Genomic DNA, 15,143 nt, shown 5'->3' with positions numbered 1-15,143 from the left:
TGCTTTGCAGAGATCCGACATCCCACTTGTTTGGAAATTATTTCGCCCCTACACACGTTCAACATTTTCGTAGTTTTTATTATGACAGCTTCTCAATGCCCTTTCTTATTCTTGCAAGAGTATCCTCCTTGCCGATGAGATATGATATCTCAACACCGCCGCCCGGAGTGAACGCCTTACCTGAAACTGCAACTCTAAGAGGCCACAGAACGATACCGTTCTTTACGCCAAGCTTGCCGATAAGGTCAAAGAGTGCGTCATGGATATTTTCCTCTGTCCAATCCTCAACGCCCTCGAGAACAGGGAGAACTTCTTTGAGAGATTCCAAAGAATTTTCAGGGTTCGTTTTCATCTTCTTATGTGTATAGAGAGCTATATCATACTCAGGGAGAGCGTCGATAAAGTCTACCATTTCAGGTATCTCTGTGAAAAGCTCTGTTCTTGCCTGCAAGAGCTTTGCGATCTCGTTAAGGTCAACGTCCTCTCTATGAACGGACTGCTTGATATAAGGGATAGCATACTCAGCAAACTTCTCAGGGGTCATAGCCTTTATATACTTGCCGTTGATAGCTTTAAGCTTAGCAGGGTCAAAGATAGCAGGGGACTTAGAAAGTCCATGGATATCGAATTCCTTAACAAGCTCTTCAAGTGAGAATATCTCGTTCTCGCCCTTTGGCGCCCAGCCAAGCAGAGCGATATAGTTTATAACGGCTTCTTTAAGATAGCCCTTCTTCATAAGATCCTCATAGGAAGCGTCGCCGTCTCTCTTTGAGAGCTTATGCTGTTTATCTTTCATGATATGCTCAACATGGATATAGGTTGGTATCTCCCAGCCGAAAGCCTTATAGAGCAGGTTATACTTAGGTGCAGAAGCAAGGTACTCGTTACCTCTTACAACGTGGGTGATACCCATAAGGTGGTCGTCAACGACGTTTGCAAAGTTATAGGTAGGCATACCGTCTGTCTTTATAAGTATCTGGTCGTCGAGGGTAGAGCAGTCAACAGTGATATCGCCGTAAAGCTCGTCATGGAAAGTAACTTCGCCCTCTGTAGGTATTTTCTGTCTGATAACATAAGGAACACCTGCGTCAAGCTTTTCCTTTATCTCTTCAGGCGAGAGGTTACGGCAATGTCTGTCATACATTGGAGCGATACCGCTTGCTTCCTGAATGGCTCTTACTTCCTCAAGTCTTTCCTTGTCGCAGAAGCAATAATAAGCCTCGCCCTTTTCAACGAGTTCCTCGGCATATTTCTTGAACATACCCATTCTCTGTGACTGGATATACGGACCTACAGGTCCGCCGATATCAGGGCCTTCGTCCCAATTAAGACCAACGTCTTTAAGTGTTTTATAGATGACCTCAACAGCACCGTCAACATAACGCTCCTGGTCTGTATCCTCGATACGGAGAATAAAGTCTCCTCCGTTCTGCTTTGCAATAAGATAGGTAAAGAGTGCTGTTCTCAGGTTACCTATGTGCATATAACCTGTTGGTGAAGGTGCAAATCTTGTTCTTACCTTGTTCATTTATATCTTCCTTTCAAAATTAGAGTCTTATTTCATATCCTGCTCATCAAATGCAATTTTTACATATTTCGCAGGATTATTTGCAATATACTGCCTTATTTCTGCGTGTTGCTTTCTGTTTTTGATTATCGTATCATAAAAAGATTTTTGCCATATGGAATAACCTAGTTCTTTCGTGACAGCCTCTTTGAAATGTTTTATGACCCTTGAAAGTGTCGGTGTTTCACTTGTAGGGGCAAACAGTGTTCGCCCGTTTTTCGGCTGTTTTTCAATTTTGATTATAATATGCACATGGTCAGGCATGATACAAGACATCTCTACAAAAACGTCTGGATAGTGCTCAGATATCTTTGTGAGTTTTCTCTTTACAAGTTTTCCTGTAACAGAAAGTTTTGGGTGCAGAATTTCATTTGCAGTCAGCGGGCGAACACTGTTCGCCCCTACATTCTCCCACAGGACTTGGTATTTTTCAGTAACACATATCGTCACAAAATACAAGCCGTTTGCAGAATAATCATAACCCTCAAGACGTATTTTCTTTCGTCTTGGCAAATCTTCACTTGTCATATTTTATTTTCCTTAAAATATCTGACCGCCTGCTCTTTGTTTTTTGCTATCTCCTCACGGAGGCTGTCAAAGCTGTCAAACATTTTTTCGGAGCGGAGAAATTCATGCAGTTCAAGTTTTAGCTTTCTGCCGTAAAGATCCCCATGATAATCCATGATGAAGGTTTCTGCAAGGGGAGCTGTTTCAACATGGACGGTAGGCTTTACGCCTATATTTGTCACGCCTGCATACTTATTTTCGTCTATTTCAACAGCGGAGCAATAAACGCCGAATTTCGGCATTACCCTGCCCTTTGGTATCTGCTGATTTATCGTGGGGAAATCCCACGTTCTGCCACGCTGAAAGCCGTGTTCCACTTCAAGGCAGAATCCAAAATGATAACCCAGCATTTCATTTGCTTTGGCTATCTCGCCCTCACGGACGCATCGTCTTATCTCAGTGGAACTTATGACCTCGCCGCCCATGAGCAGTGGACTTACTATTTCCACATCTATATCATATTTTTCACCGAGCCTTTTAAGGTCAACAGCCTTGCCCTGTGCGCCTTTGCCGAATGTAAAATCGTTTCCGCACACTGCACCGCTGCAATTGAGCCTTTCTTTCAGCACCTTTTTCACAAAATCCTCCGGTGACATTCCTTTGAACTCTGCAAAATCAGGTGAGAAAAGCACTTCGACCCCAAGCTCTGCCATTTTTTTATGCTTTTCCTCGTCGCTCATAAGCATTTCTATCCTGCCGTCATGACCTTTTGAGGTCACTGTGTCGGTCTTGAAACAGAAAACTGCCGAATGTCCGTCAAGGCTCTGAGCCTTTTTCACAGCCGTTGTTATTATGAGCTGATGTCCTCTGTGGACTCCGTCAAAAAGTCCAAGAGCGCAAACTGTCCTTTTTTTGGGGATAAACCCGCTGTTTGTTATATCCGTCAAAATATCCCTCCGAATAAAACAAATTATCAGAAATTTTTGAAGCTTCTGAAGCTGCCCTCATGAAAAGCGCCGATACCGAGGAAGCTGTTATCACTGCCGTAGACACGGTAGAGCTTGTCCTCTGACAGATCTTTTATCCCTGTCTGCTCAGGTCTGAGCTTTACTCCGTTTCTATAAAGCTTTGTTTCCCACTGTCCAAGGGTAGTTTTTTCGTAGCTTACAAAGGCTCTGTCAAGTGGGATAAGCATTTGTGACAGCTTGTCCTGCTCACAAATTTCGGCTATCTCCTCTATGGTATAGCAATCCTTTATATCGACGCCCCCTGAATAGGAACGCTCAAGAGAAGTCATCATTCCGCCGCAGCCAAGCTTTTCACCTATAACGCTGATAACGGAGCGTATATAAGTACCTTTTTCGCAATCAACTTTCATTACGCCCCTGCGTGAAGCTTCGTCATATTCTATTATATCAATGCTGTCGATATGGACAGCTCTCGGCTCACGCTCTATTTCTTTGCCTGCTCTTGCAAGCTCATAGAGCTTTTTGCCGTTCACTTTTATTGCAGAATACATAGGCGGCACCTGCATGATATCGCCTACAAAACTGCTTTTTGCACATTCAAGGTCGGCTCTGGTAACTGCCTTGTCGCTTGTTTTTAACGTCTTTCCTGTGCTGTCTAAGGTATCGGTGCTTACCCCAAGCTGAAAGCCTGCGGTATAGACCTTTCGTCTGTCGGGGATAATATCGCAGGCTTTTGTGGCTCTGCCCACGAAAACAGGCAGAACGCCTGTTGCCATAGGGTCAAGGGTCCCTGAATGACCCAATCTTTTTATCCTTAGAACGCCTCTGAGCTTTGCGATAACGTCAAAAGAAGTCCAGCCCTCGGGCTTTTTTACAGGCAAAATGCCGCAGATATTATCCTTGCTGTTATCCAAGCTCATCAGCCCAAGACCTTTTCCGCTTGCTTGAGAAGCTTAGCCTTTACTTCTTCAAGGCTTCCTGTTATCTCACAGCCTGCGGCTCTTATGTGTCCTCCGCCGCCAAACTCACGGCAGAATGCAGAAGCGTCTATCTCATCGTCGCTTCTTACTGATATTTTAAAGACGTTCTCGTGTCTTTGCTTAACTGTTATGCCTATTTTCACGCCCTCAACGGACAATGGTATAGAAGCAAGTCCCTCGAACTCGGCAGCGTCAACGCCGCTTTTCTCCATAAGCTCTTTTGTAAGCACTATCATAGAGCATTTGCCACCGCAGTAATACTCCATATTCGCTGTAACGGACTGCTCCACCATAAGTCTGCCCTTGCTTTTTACATCAAACATTTTTCTGTTGATATAAGCAAAATCTATGCCATATGACATAAGCTCTGCACAGGCGATGTGAGCCTGCGGAGTTGTGTTTTCATACTTAAAGCAGCCTGTATCCGTTGCAATGCCTGTATAAAGGCATCTCGCTATCTGACGTGATATCTTTCTGCCTGAAGCTTTGAATATCTTATACATTATAAGTGCTGCGGCAGAAGCGTCTGCTTCTACATATGACTGCTTTGCAAAATACTTGTTTGAGATGTGGTGGTCGATGCAAAGGTCGATCGCACCCTCCTCGGCATACTTTGAAAGGTTGCTGCCAAGAAGATTTGTGTCTGCGATATCCACTGCGATAACGTACTTCACATCAAATTCCTGAGGGTAATAGCTCTCATAGATAAGATCATATCTTTCGGGAAAGCTGTCGGAATTTACAACGTTAGCCTTTTTCCCCATATCTCTCAGAAAAGCGCACAGGGCAAAGCCTGAACCAAGCGTATCGCCGTCGGGGCTTTTATGAGTTAAAATAAGAAAATTGTCATTTTCTTCAAATATTTTAAGAATATCCTGAAATGTCATAATATCCTTTCTCCTCTATTACTCTTCGCCGTCTTTCTCTTCTTTTTCTTCTTCGGGCAGAACTTCTTTAAGAAGCTTGTTTATCTTTGCTGAATGCTCGATAGAATTATCTGCGATAAATTTAAGCTCAGGGCATTTTTTCAGCTTCAGCACGTTTGATATCTCTCTTTTGAGAAATCCTGTTGCCGACTCAAAGCCCTTAACGGCTTCCTTTGCCTTTTCATAGCCCTCAAAGCTTGAAACATACACTTTACAGAATGAGCCGTCGCCTGCCACGTCGCAGCGGACGATAGTGAGCATATCTCCTCCGTGTATCCTTGGGTCTTTAAGGTCTCTCATTTTGCCCGATATTATTCTTCTTATATCTTCGGACATACGTCCTGCTCTGTAACCTGCCATAATATCTTTATCTCCTGCTTAAATATGCTCTTACGGGGCGGCTGTCCGTCCCGTAAGCATCATTATCAATCTCTGTATTCTTCCATATAGAACGCCTCGAAAATGTCGCCCTCCTTGATATCGGTGAACTTTTCAAGAGTGATACCGCACTCAAAGCCTGCGGCAACTTCCTTGGCGTCGTCCTTAAATCTCTTAAGGCTTGACATCTTATCCTCGGCGATAACGATACCGTCTCTTACGACTCTTATCTCGTTATTTCTGCCCACCTTACCGTCAAGAACGTAAGAACCTGCTACAGTACCAACATTGGATATCTTGTAGACCTGTCTTACCTCGATACGGGCTGTTTCCACCTCTCTGTACTTAGGAGCGAGCATACCCTTCATAGCGTCTGTTATTTCTTCTATTGCATCATAGATTATTCTGTAAAGTCTGATATCAACGCCGCTCTGCTCTGCATTCTGCTTTGCAACAGGGTCAGGACGAACGTTAAATCCAACGATGATAGCGTTTGAAGCGTTTGCGAGCATAACGTCGCTTTCAGATACAGCGCCTACGCCGCCGTGGATGACCTTAACTCTGACCTCGTCATTTGAAAGCTTTTCAAGTGACTGCTTAACGGCTTCAACTGAGCCTTGAACGTCAGCCTTGACGATGATAGGAAGCTCTTTCATTTCTCCCTCAGCTATCTGGCTGAACAGGTTGTCGAGAGTTACCTTCTGATGCTGCTGGAACTGTTCTTCCTTAGCTTCATGCTTTCTCTGCTCAACAAGCTCTCTTGCAAGCTTTTCGTCTGCAACTGCGTTGAAAACGTCGCCTGCACTTGGAACTTCGCCCAGACCTGTTATCTCAACAGGTGTTGACGGGCCGGCTTCCTTAATGCTTCTGCCCTTATCGTTTGTCATCGTTCTGATACGTCCGACAGAAGTGCCTGCGATTATAACGTCGCCTGACTTCAAAGTACCATTCTGAACGAGGAGTGTAGCAACAGGGCCTTTACCCTTATCAAGTCTGGCCTCGACAACAGTACCTCTTGCAAGTCTGTCAGGGTTAGCTTTAAGCTCCTTGACCTCTGCAACGAGGAGAATGTTTTCAAGAAGCTCGTCGATACCCATACCTGTCTTAGCAGAAACAGGAACTGCGATAACATCGCCGCCCCATTCCTCGACAACGAGGGACTGCTCTGTGAGCTGCTGCTTAACTCTGTCAGGGTCTGCGCCCTCTTTATCCATTTTATTGATAGCAACGATTATTGAAACGCCTGCTGCCTTTGCGTGGTTGATAGACTCGATAGTCTGCGGCATGATACCGTCATCAGCGGCAACAACGAGGATAGCGATATCTGTAACGTTCGCACCTCTTGCTCTCATGGCTGTGAAAGCTTCATGGCCCGGAGTATCAAGGAATGTTATCTTCTTGCCCTGATACTCTACCTGATAAGCACCGATATGCTGTGTGATACCGCCTGCCTCAGTGTCAGTAACGTGAGCGTTTCTTATTCTGTCGAGGATAGATGTCTTACCATGGTCAACGTGACCCATAACGACAACGACAGGGCATCTTTCCTGCAGGCTCTCCTCTGGATCTTCGTCAGTTTCGATAAGTCTTTCTTCTATTGTAACGTGTACTTCCTTTTCAACCTTTGCGCCAAGCTCTTCTGCAACAAGTGCGGCGGTATCAAAGTCGACCACCTCATTGATAGAAGCCATTACGCCAAGACCCATAAGCTTTTTGATGACCTCGGTAGCTGTTACTTTAAGTCTGCTTGCAAGCTCTGAAACAACGATCTCGTCAGGTATCATGACCTTGAGCTGCTGCTTTCTTGCTCTTTCAAGCTCCAGTCTGCGGAGCTTTTCGCTCTCAGTTTCCTTCTTATGTGAGAACTGCTGTTTCTTTCTCTGCTGAGATTTCTGGGTGAGCTTCTGCTTCTTTGTGAAGTTATCCTTGCTCTTGTTCTGCTTTGAGTTTGCAAGGTTATCATACTTCTCGTTATACTTATCAAGCTCTATATAGCTTCCTCTTGTGTCGATAGTTCTCTGTGTGCCGAACGAATCGTTATCCTCAGAGATAGTATATCCGCCTGAAGCTTCTTTCTTATCAGAAAAACCGCCAAGCTGCTGACGAACGCCATGCTCTTTCTTCTTTGCTGGCTTCTGTGGAGCTGGCTGCTTTTTCTTCTGTTCAGGTGCAGGCTGTTTTGTTTCGGCCTTGACCTCCGGCTTCTTTTCCACCTTTGGCTCTGCCTTAGGCTCAGGCTTAGGCTCAGGCTTTGCTTCCGCCTTTGGGGCTGGCTTAGGCTCAGGCTTCTTTTCAGCCTTTTTCTCCTTTTTCTCAGCCTTTACAGGCTTCTTATCTGCCTTCTTTTCTTCCTTGACAGGCTTTACGTTATTTGCATAGAAAGCATCAAAGCTGTCCACCTGATTGTTCTGTGTATAATACTCCAGAACATAAGAGATCTCATCAGGGGTAAGCACTGACTGTGTTTTCTTTGGCTCTCCGCCGAGCTTGCCAAGACACTCGATAAGGTCGTTATTTGTAACTTTCAGATCCTTAGCCATATCGCTAAGCTTATATTTAGTTGTTTTCATACTCATAGGCTGTAAAATACCTCCTCAATAAATGCTAAATGCTATAAAACTCATTTTCGTCTATAGGGATCTCCTCAAGCCCTTTGGCGCAAGCCTTTGCGAAGCCTCCCTCGCAAATAGCGATAACGCCTGTTCTTTTGCCAAGGCCAAAATGGATATCGTCCATTGTCATGCCAAGGCTGTAAAGCTTTATCCCGTTTTTGTAGCAGTTGAACTTTATCTCTTTAAGAGATTTAGGTGAAAAATCCGTTGCCGCAAACACTGCGCAGGCTTTGCCTGTATTGCAGGCGTCCTTCACCATATCCATACCCATTACAAGCTTTCCTGCTTTTCTGCACATTGTAACAAGCCCTATTTTATTATTCATTTTCCCTAAGCTCGCCCTCCATGCTGTTATATATATCCTCGCTTATCATGCAGGAAAAGCTTCTTTCAAACTTTCTTGCTTTTCTTGCTTTCTCAAAGCATTCGACGCTTTTGCATATATAAGCGCCTCTGCCTGATTTTTTGCCTGTGAGGTCAAGGGAGATATCCCCCTCTTTTGACTTCACCACTCTGATAAGCTCTCTCTTGGGTTTCATTTCACCGCACCCAAGACACATTCTCATTGGTATCTTCTTAGTTTTCATCATCAGCAGCCTCAGCCTTTGCAGAGCTTTCGGATACGATATCTATTTTATAGCCTGTCAGACCTGCGGCAAGCTTTGCGTTCTGACCCTTATTACCGATAGCAAGTGAGAGCTGGTTATCTGGAACAGTAACACGGCACTCTCTTACGCCCTCCTCTTCGCTGAGAACAACGTTTATTACCTCAGCCGGAGCAAGAGCCTTTGCGATAAACTGTGCAGGGTCTTCGCACCAATTGATAACGTCTATCTTCTCGCCCTTAAGCTCGTTCACAACAGAAGTTATTCTTGACTTTCTAGGACCGATACAAGCGCCTACGGCGTCAACATTAGGGTCCTTTGAATAAACCGCTATCTTGCTTCTTGCGCCTGCAACTCTTGAAATAGCCTTTACTTCAACAGTGCCGTCTGCTATCTCAGGAACTTCAAGCTCAAAAAGTCTTTTAACAAGCTCTCTGTGAGTTCTTGATATCTTGATAGAAGGCTTTCTGTCAGGATTTGCGATACCCACAACATATACCTTGATGATATCTCCTGCCTTGAGTGTTTCGCCTGGTATCTGCTCGTTTCTTACAAGATAAACTTCGTTCTTGTCGATAGTAAGTATAGCGTTCTGAGTAGCAGGCTCGACCTTCTGGACTGTGGCAGAAACGCACTCATGCTCCTTATCGTGATACTGCTCGATAAGTCTTGCTCTTTCAAAATCCTTGATATCGTGCTTGATAGACTGCTTTGCATTCTGAGCGGCAACTCTGCCGAACTTTGCAGGGTCGAGAGGTATCTCCACCATATCGCCCACCTTGATGTTAGGGTCATAGACCTTTGCTTCGTCAAGGAAGATCTCGTTGTCAGGGTCGTCAACATACATAACGTCCATAACTTCCTTGAGTATCCTTATATCGAGCTTTCCTGTAACAGGGTCGATATCCACTCTGATATTCTCGCAGTAAGGATAATCCTTCTTGATAGCCTTTTCAATACCTGATTTTATTTTCTCAATAAGTATATCGCTGCCAATATTATTTTCCTTTTCCAAATCTGTCAGAGCTTCAAAAAATTTGCTGGTCATTTCCTTATTCATTTTCTGATCAATCCTTTCACACTTGATTCGGGCTTTGCCCATATTTATTAAATTTCTTCATTCAGAACAGGTCTGCGTCGTCATTGAGCTTTACATAAGCACAATCTGCAAGCTTGAACTCTACATTCTCCACGCCGTTCATATCCTCGTCCAGCTTCTGACAAAGTATCTTATCCTTGTCATATCCCACAAGACCCACAACGAACTCTTTTTCGCCGTTTTCGTCAGGTCTTATGAGCCTTACTCTTATAACGTCGCCTATGCAGACCTCAAAATGCTCGGGTCTTCTAAGCTCTCTGCCAAGTCCGGGACTTCCGCACTCCAGCACATAGCTCTGAGATATAGGGTCTGCCTCGTCAAGAACCTTGTTCATCGGTCTTGTGAAAGCCTCGCAATCGTCCATATCTATGCCGCCGTCCTTGTCGATAAGCACCCTGAGGTACCACGTTGCTCCCTCCTTTTCAAACCTTACGTCCCAAAGGAAAAAGCCAAGCTCGTCTGCGATAGGCTGTGCAAGCTCTCTTACTTTTTCTACCGTAGTTTTCTTTACTTCCATACAGCACCTCCGTTAATGCTTCCCAAAGCAAAGCCATCAGGCTTTGCCATGAAAAAAAGCCCCATACAAAACCAAAAGACCGGAAGTCAAGTTCCAGTCTTTCATTAAAAGCCTATTGTGATTATTATACCACACAAAACAGTTTTTTGCAAGGACATTCAAAAGTTTTTAATGAAAAGAATTAAATATTATGTTAATAGTCTGTAAACATTTCGTCAACTGACGTTCTTTTCATTCTCCTCAGGGATATCCTTAGGTTTTGCTTTTTCTTTATCCACGGGTTTCTTCACTGTTCCCTCGACGAAATCCAGCGGAACGGTGAACATTATTCCCGTATTGGGCTGAGATAGATCGCCCACAGTATTATAAACTATCTTTCGTGCGGTATCGAGCTGATTATTTTTTATTACCGACAGGATAGTTCTGTTATCCTCTTCACCGCTGAAAAGTCCTCGGATAGAGGCGCTGAGAAAGCTGCTGTCAAGTCTTGAAAGGGTCATTGCCATACCTGACGACTCGATTATAGTCGCACCCTTTATGCCTGCTGCTGAAAGTCCCTCCAGCAAATAGTCAAGCACGTCTGTTTTATTAAGGATTATGACCAGAAGTTTCACGTTATATCGCCCCCTGTTAAAATTTCAGCCTTTACGTTTTTACTTCTCCGCTGCTGACGGTGCAGTATCTTTGAGCATTGTCTGAACGCTCTCCTTGAACTTATCAGACACCTTAAAGTGAGAATCGTCCGTCCACTCGCCCTCTGGCACAAGAGCTTCTGCAGGAGTAAGGTTCTGATCCAGCATATCCTTGAGATATGACTTTTCTTCCTTATACTGTGCACTTGTCCAATCGGTATCGCTGTTTGCGGTGAATATATTATAGAAGTTATCAAGATTATCCTTAGTGATATTCGTCTGCTGGAAAGCGTTGTTTATAAGCATTGTCACCGCAGTTCCAAGAAACTTCATATTACCGTTCCTGCCCTCTTTGAAAACAGGATACTGACAGATAAGTCTTATCTGATGACCGCTGAGGTTAGTCAGATCGCCGCTTGGGATAGCGATATCGTTCTCGTCATTATCCTGAGAGAGATAGTAAAGCTCCTCATCAGGAGTATATGTAATTCCGCCCACAATATCCGCCGCATTCTCGAATGCGTCATTTGTGAGAGAAACGTAATTGTCTATAGTGATACCGAAAGTGTCCGCAACGGCTGCTTCAAGCTTCACCATGCCGCCCTCTTCGTGTATCTCACGCATTGTCTGGCTTCCGCTCACTGTGAACGCTGAAACAGGCATTATGATTATCTTCTTTGCGTCCGGTGCAACTCTTATGACTGTTGCGTCTGCAAGAACGCCCTTGCTGTTCACTCTTGCAAAAAGGGTATTATAAACCGGGCTTTTTATGCCTGCGTCGCTGTCGCTGTCATCATTGCCGATAACACCAAACTCTCTGAGGGCATACAGTGCAAGCATGCCGATAACAAAGAGGAATATTATCATCGTTATGAAGTAGACCAGAGCGATAGGAGCCTGAGATCTTCTTTTTTTCTTGTGAGCTTTCGTCTGAGCCATGTTATTGATCTCCTTACTTTCAAATATATACAGGCAGGCATACTGTCCGCCATATTTTCATATATAAACTTTTTCGGAAAAATTCTCGAAAACTATTGAACAATTTGCAATTTAGGTGTAAACTAAATAGGACGGCTGTCTGAGTCTGAGTCGATATAAAAAACAGGATTATCGTCAAGGCATATGATGTTCATCGTAAGGCCTGCACGCTTTGCCATGTTTATGGTCTGCAAAGTGCCTGAGCCTTTGGCTTTCTCTTTTATGACCCCGATCAGACGAGAGGAATGTTCCACCATAAAGCTGTTTCGCTTTTTATAACAGCCGTTTTCATACTTGGGGCTTGTTATCACGACCGCACTGCAAGAGTTCAGAATAAGCGAATATGTATAGCTGTCCAAGGGTGTTTTCATCTCTGTACGCTGGCCTGCATAGGGCAGAACGCACACGAGCTTCATATCCTTATATTCGGGCTGAGCCGAAAGGCTGTGGACTATCTCAGCACAGCGCAGGTCGATACCTTTTGACATACCTGATATAAAAGTACGGCAGCCTTCGCTATATGCTTCCCTTATCATAAGGACGAGCATACTCAGGAGATTTTTCATACCCTGCTTATGGACATCGCCGCCGAAAGGCAGATCCCTGTCCCTATGACCTGTAAAGCAGCAAGAGGTATCTCGGTTGCAGAAAAATTCTTCTGCGGGGACGATATTACTCACATCAAAGCCTCCTGAAAGATTTGGCGACACAATGCCCATGATAAGAACATTATAACACATTGATTTATCTTTTTCAATAGAAAATGACAAATATTTTGCGCAAAGGCACAATTATAAAACCGAAAGGGAAGAAAAATAAAATGGATTTTTTGAAGAGAGCATGGGCTGAGGTAGATCTTGACAGCATTGAATACAATCTGAAAGAATACCGCAGGCTCATAGGGGAAAAAACAGAGATAATGTGCGTTGTAAAGGCGAGCTGCTACGGACATTTTGACAACGGGGTAGTTCCGTTTCTTGAAAACGAAATGGACATTCGCTGGTTTGCGGTATCGAACATACACGAAGCCCACAGGCTCAGGGATATGGGCATAAAGGGCGAGATACTCATTTTGGGCTACACACCTCCTGAGAATGCGAAGTGGCTCACAAAGCTTGACATCATTCAGGCTTGCACAGAGCTTTCATATGCTAAAGCACTTTCAGAAAATGCTGACGGCAAGGTACGCATACATGCCGCTATCGACACGGGCATGACGAGGATAGGTCTTCACGGGGAAACCGACAAGATATACGGTGAGCTTAAAGAGATATCAAAACTTGAAAACATTGCGCTGGAGGGCATTTTCACCCACTATGCGGTGGCTGACAGCCTGAGAGATCAGGACGAGGAATACACAAAGGCGCAGACGGAGAAGATACTTGCCGTTGCTGACAAGTGCGAAGCAGAGGGGCTTCACCTTGAAAAAGTGCATTTTCTCAACTCAGCCGGCGGAGTATACTATTATAATGAGAGAAGCTCTCTTGCAAGGCTTGGAATAATACTTTACGGACTTTATCCTGACCCTGCAAAGGCTCTGCCTTTTGAGCCAAAGCCTGCTATGGAATTTAAGGCGGCTGTTGCGCAGGTAAAATACATAGACAATGGCACTGACGTAAGCTACGGCAGGACTTACACTGCAAATGGCAAAGTAAAGCTCGCAACTGTTACGGCAGGCTATGCAGACGGATATCCAAGGGCGCTTTCAAACAAGGGATATGTGCTTATCAACGGAAAGAAATGCCCTATCACAGGCAGGATATGTATGGATCAGTTCATGTGTGATGTAACTGAGGTAGAGGACGTAAAGGCAGGGGACGAGGCTGTCCTCATAGGCTCACAGGGTGATGAGAGGATAACCGCCGACGATATCGGCAAAATGACAGGAACTATAGGCTACGAGATAGTTTGCGGAATATCTGCAAGAGTGCCGAGAATTATCTCACGCCATGGAGAGCAGACGGCTGTTCTTGAAATAGAGTAAGGGAGGATAAAGAGCCATGATAAGATTTTTCGGCGGCAGGGTAATGACCCTTGCCAACGGCATAGAAACGCAGGATATAGAGGTCTGGACGGAAGGCTCAAAGATAGTTTTCGTTGGCAAGCCTAAGGCTGAGGAGCTTGACGGAAAGGTTTTTGAACGTGAATATGACCTCAAGGGAAATCTCCTTATGCCGTCATTCAAAAATGCGCACACTCACTCGGCAATGACTTTTCTGCGATCATATGCTGACGATATGCCTTTGCAGGACTGGCTTTTCAAGCAGATCTTTCCAATGGAAGCAAAGCTTGACGGAGAGAAAGTTTACTGGCTCACGAAGCTTGCTATACTTGAATATCTCACAACAGGCTGTACGGCGGCATTTGATATGTACTTTGAGCTTGACGATTATGTAAAAGCCTGCATAGAAAGCGGCTTCCGCTCTGTGCTTTGCGGTGCGGTGAGCGGTGACAAGTCTAATCTTGAAAGGCTTGAAAACAACTATCTGAAATACAACGGCAAAGACCCTCTTATAAGCTTTATGCTTGGCTTCCATGCAGAATACACCTGCGAAAAGGAGCTTATGGAGGGCGTTGGCAAGCTTGCGGCAAAATACAAAGCGCCTGTTGCAATGCACAACTCGGAAACTGCAAAAGAAGTCAGAGAGTGCATAGAGAAATACGGCATGACGCCAACTGAGCTTTTTGACAGCTTCGGAATTTTCGACTTTGGCGGTGCAGGCTTCCACTGCGTTCACATGAGCGACAAGGATCTTGAGATATTCAAAAACAAGGGCGTATGGGCTGTTCACTGTGCAGGCTCTAACGTAAAGCTTGCAAGCGGCATTGCGCCTATCGTAAAAATGCAGGATATGGGCATAAACATTGCTATAGGTACTGACGGTCCTGCAAGCAACAACTGTCTTGATATGTTCAGAGAAATGTTCCTTATGACAGGCTTGCAGAAGATAGCTTGCGATGATGCTTCTGCCTGCCCTGCTGACTCGGTGCTGAAAGCGGCAACTGTAGGCTCTGCAAGGGCAATGGGGCTTTCTGACTGCGACATTATCGCAGAGGGCAAGCAGGCTGACCTTATCGTTATCGACCTTTTTCAGCCTAATATGCAGCCTCTTAACAACATAGGCAAAAACCTTGTTTACAGCGGCTCAAAGCAGAACGTAAAGCTCACGATGTGTGCAGGAAAGGTGCTTTATGAGGACGGCGAGTTCAGGATAGGCGAAGAACCTGCGGTCATTTACAAGAAAGCTAACGAGATAATCGAGAGCATGAAATACTAAAGTATATGGGCGGCCTTGGGTCGCCTTTATCTTTTACGCAGTACAGTATTGATACACAAAAAAGGGACGCTTTGAAACGTCCCTTTTTACATTATA

The 15,143-nt window shown here is 44.7% G+C and carries 16 protein-coding genes; 2 read left to right on the top strand and 14 right to left on the bottom strand.

The window, feature by feature from the left end:
* Positions 1–79: 79 nt before the first annotated feature.
* The 14 genes from gltX to RBI_RS00260 form a co-directional block, all read right to left on the bottom strand.
* Positions 80–1,528, bottom strand: a complete 1,449-nt coding sequence (gene gltX / locus RBI_RS00325) for a glutamate--tRNA ligase (protein ID WP_022287263.1) — start codon at positions 1,526–1,528, stop codon at positions 80–82.
* A gap of 27 nt (positions 1,529–1,555) precedes the next feature.
* The gene (locus tag RBI_RS00320; protein ID WP_038670216.1) at positions 1,556–2,095 is read right to left on the bottom strand and encodes a transposase; all 540 of its coding nucleotides are present in this window, start codon (positions 2,093–2,095) and stop codon (positions 1,556–1,558) included.
* On the bottom strand, positions 2,092–3,021 hold the full coding sequence (gene ribF / locus RBI_RS00315; RefSeq protein WP_038670214.1) for a riboflavin biosynthesis protein RibF: 930 nt from the start codon (positions 3,019–3,021) through the stop codon (positions 2,092–2,094). Before ribF ends, RBI_RS00320 begins: the two co-directional genes overlap by 4 nt.
* A gap of 26 nt (positions 3,022–3,047) precedes the next feature.
* Entirely contained in the window at positions 3,048–3,962 is a 915-nt protein-coding gene (truB, locus tag RBI_RS00310) for a tRNA pseudouridine(55) synthase TruB (protein ID WP_081855882.1), read from the bottom strand.
* Positions 3,962–4,909: a DHH family phosphoesterase gene (locus RBI_RS00305; RefSeq protein WP_038670212.1), complete on the bottom strand. Its 948-nt coding sequence runs from the start codon at positions 4,907–4,909 to the stop codon at positions 3,962–3,964. The genes truB and RBI_RS00305 overlap by 1 nt, the downstream gene beginning before the upstream one ends.
* An 18-nt stretch (positions 4,910–4,927) precedes the next feature.
* The gene (rbfA, locus tag RBI_RS00300; RefSeq protein WP_038670210.1) at positions 4,928–5,308 is read right to left on the bottom strand and encodes a 30S ribosome-binding factor RbfA; all 381 of its coding nucleotides are present in this window, start codon (positions 5,306–5,308) and stop codon (positions 4,928–4,930) included.
* Positions 5,309–5,373: 65 nt separating this feature from the next.
* A complete protein-coding gene (gene infB / locus RBI_RS00295; protein WP_038670208.1) occupies positions 5,374–7,896 on the bottom strand; it encodes a translation initiation factor IF-2 in 2,523 nt (840 codons plus the stop codon).
* A 34-nt stretch (positions 7,897–7,930) separates the two neighbouring features.
* The gene (locus RBI_RS00290) at positions 7,931–8,263 is read right to left on the bottom strand and encodes a L7Ae/L30e/S12e/Gadd45 family ribosomal protein (RefSeq protein ID WP_038670206.1); all 333 of its coding nucleotides are present in this window, start codon (positions 8,261–8,263) and stop codon (positions 7,931–7,933) included.
* A complete protein-coding gene (rnpM, locus tag RBI_RS00285; RefSeq protein ID WP_038672821.1) occupies positions 8,256–8,525 on the bottom strand; it encodes an RNase P modulator RnpM in 270 nt (89 codons plus the stop codon). Before rnpM ends, RBI_RS00290 begins: the two co-directional genes overlap by 8 nt.
* The gene (gene nusA, locus RBI_RS00280) at positions 8,515–9,603 is read right to left on the bottom strand and encodes a transcription termination factor NusA (RefSeq protein WP_022287254.1); all 1,089 of its coding nucleotides are present in this window, start codon (positions 9,601–9,603) and stop codon (positions 8,515–8,517) included. Before nusA ends, rnpM begins: the two co-directional genes overlap by 11 nt.
* 61 nt (positions 9,604–9,664) lie before the next feature.
* Positions 9,665–10,159, bottom strand: coding sequence for a ribosome maturation factor RimP (gene rimP / locus RBI_RS00275; RefSeq protein ID WP_038670204.1), 495 nt, complete (start codon positions 10,157–10,159; stop codon positions 9,665–9,667).
* A gap of 215 nt (positions 10,160–10,374) precedes the next feature.
* Positions 10,375–10,773: a hypothetical protein gene (locus RBI_RS00270; protein WP_022287252.1), complete on the bottom strand. Its 399-nt coding sequence runs from the start codon at positions 10,771–10,773 to the stop codon at positions 10,375–10,377.
* A 39-nt stretch (positions 10,774–10,812) separates the two neighbouring features.
* Positions 10,813–11,730 carry an LCP family glycopolymer transferase gene (locus RBI_RS00265; RefSeq protein ID WP_022287251.1) on the bottom strand — a complete coding sequence of 306 codons (918 nt, stop codon included), beginning with the start codon at positions 11,728–11,730 and terminating at the stop codon, positions 10,813–10,815.
* 122 nt (positions 11,731–11,852) lie between these two features.
* The gene (locus RBI_RS00260; RefSeq protein ID WP_242843646.1) at positions 11,853–12,509 is read right to left on the bottom strand and encodes an SLOG family protein; all 657 of its coding nucleotides are present in this window, start codon (positions 12,507–12,509) and stop codon (positions 11,853–11,855) included.
* Positions 12,510–12,589: 80 nt separating this feature from the next.
* Between RBI_RS00260 and alr the strand changes: the two genes are divergently transcribed.
* Positions 12,590–13,753: an alanine racemase gene (alr, locus tag RBI_RS00255; RefSeq protein WP_038670200.1), complete on the top strand. Its 1,164-nt coding sequence runs from the start codon at positions 12,590–12,592 to the stop codon at positions 13,751–13,753.
* A gap of 16 nt (positions 13,754–13,769) precedes the next feature.
* Positions 13,770–15,047: an amidohydrolase gene (locus RBI_RS00250; protein ID WP_038670198.1), complete on the top strand. Its 1,278-nt coding sequence runs from the start codon at positions 13,770–13,772 to the stop codon at positions 15,045–15,047.
* Positions 15,048–15,143: the final 96 nt, after the last annotated feature.

Origin of the sequence: Ruminococcus bicirculans (ex Wegman et al. 2014) (genome assembly GCF_000723465.1) — a bacterium.
Lineage (GTDB): Bacteria > Bacillota > Clostridia > Oscillospirales > Ruminococcaceae > Hominimerdicola > Hominimerdicola aceti.
Note: the sequence above shows the minus strand (reverse complement) of the source record. Positions and strands in the feature narration are given on the sequence as shown.

What these genes read in the sequence shown, in the direction of transcription:
- truB (WP_081855882.1), bottom strand. Translation starts at nt 3,962, where the DNA reads ATGAGCTTGGATAACAGCAAGGATAATATCTGCGGCATTTTGCCTGTA.
- RBI_RS00260 (WP_242843646.1), bottom strand. Translation starts at nt 12,509, where the DNA reads ATGTGTTATAATGTTCTTATCATGGGCATTGTGTCGCCAAATCTTTCA.
- rimP (WP_038670204.1), bottom strand. Translation starts at nt 10,159, where the DNA reads ATGGAAGTAAAGAAAACTACGGTAGAAAAAGTAAGAGAGCTTGCACAG.
- rnpM (WP_038672821.1), bottom strand. Translation starts at nt 8,525, where the DNA reads ATGAAAACTAAGAAGATACCAATGAGAATGTGTCTTGGGTGCGGTGAA.
- RBI_RS00250 (WP_038670198.1), top strand. Translation starts at nt 13,770, where the DNA reads ATGATAAGATTTTTCGGCGGCAGGGTAATGACCCTTGCCAACGGCATA.
- RBI_RS00320 (WP_038670216.1), bottom strand. Translation starts at nt 2,095, where the DNA reads ATGACAAGTGAAGATTTGCCAAGACGAAAGAAAATACGTCTTGAGGGT.
- infB (WP_038670208.1), bottom strand. Translation starts at nt 7,896, where the DNA reads ATGAAAACAACTAAATATAAGCTTAGCGATATGGCTAAGGATCTGAAA.
- RBI_RS00305 (WP_038670212.1), bottom strand. Translation starts at nt 4,909, where the DNA reads ATGACATTTCAGGATATTCTTAAAATATTTGAAGAAAATGACAATTTT.
- rbfA (WP_038670210.1), bottom strand. Translation starts at nt 5,308, where the DNA reads ATGGCAGGTTACAGAGCAGGACGTATGTCCGAAGATATAAGAAGAATA.
- RBI_RS00265 (WP_022287251.1), bottom strand. Translation starts at nt 11,730, where the DNA reads ATGGCTCAGACGAAAGCTCACAAGAAAAAAAGAAGATCTCAGGCTCCT.
- RBI_RS00290 (WP_038670206.1), bottom strand. Translation starts at nt 8,263, where the DNA reads ATGAATAATAAAATAGGGCTTGTTACAATGTGCAGAAAAGCAGGAAAG.
- alr (WP_038670200.1), top strand. Translation starts at nt 12,590, where the DNA reads ATGGATTTTTTGAAGAGAGCATGGGCTGAGGTAGATCTTGACAGCATT.
- nusA (WP_022287254.1), bottom strand. Translation starts at nt 9,603, where the DNA reads ATGAATAAGGAAATGACCAGCAAATTTTTTGAAGCTCTGACAGATTTG.
- gltX (WP_022287263.1), bottom strand. Translation starts at nt 1,528, where the DNA reads ATGAACAAGGTAAGAACAAGATTTGCACCTTCACCAACAGGTTATATG.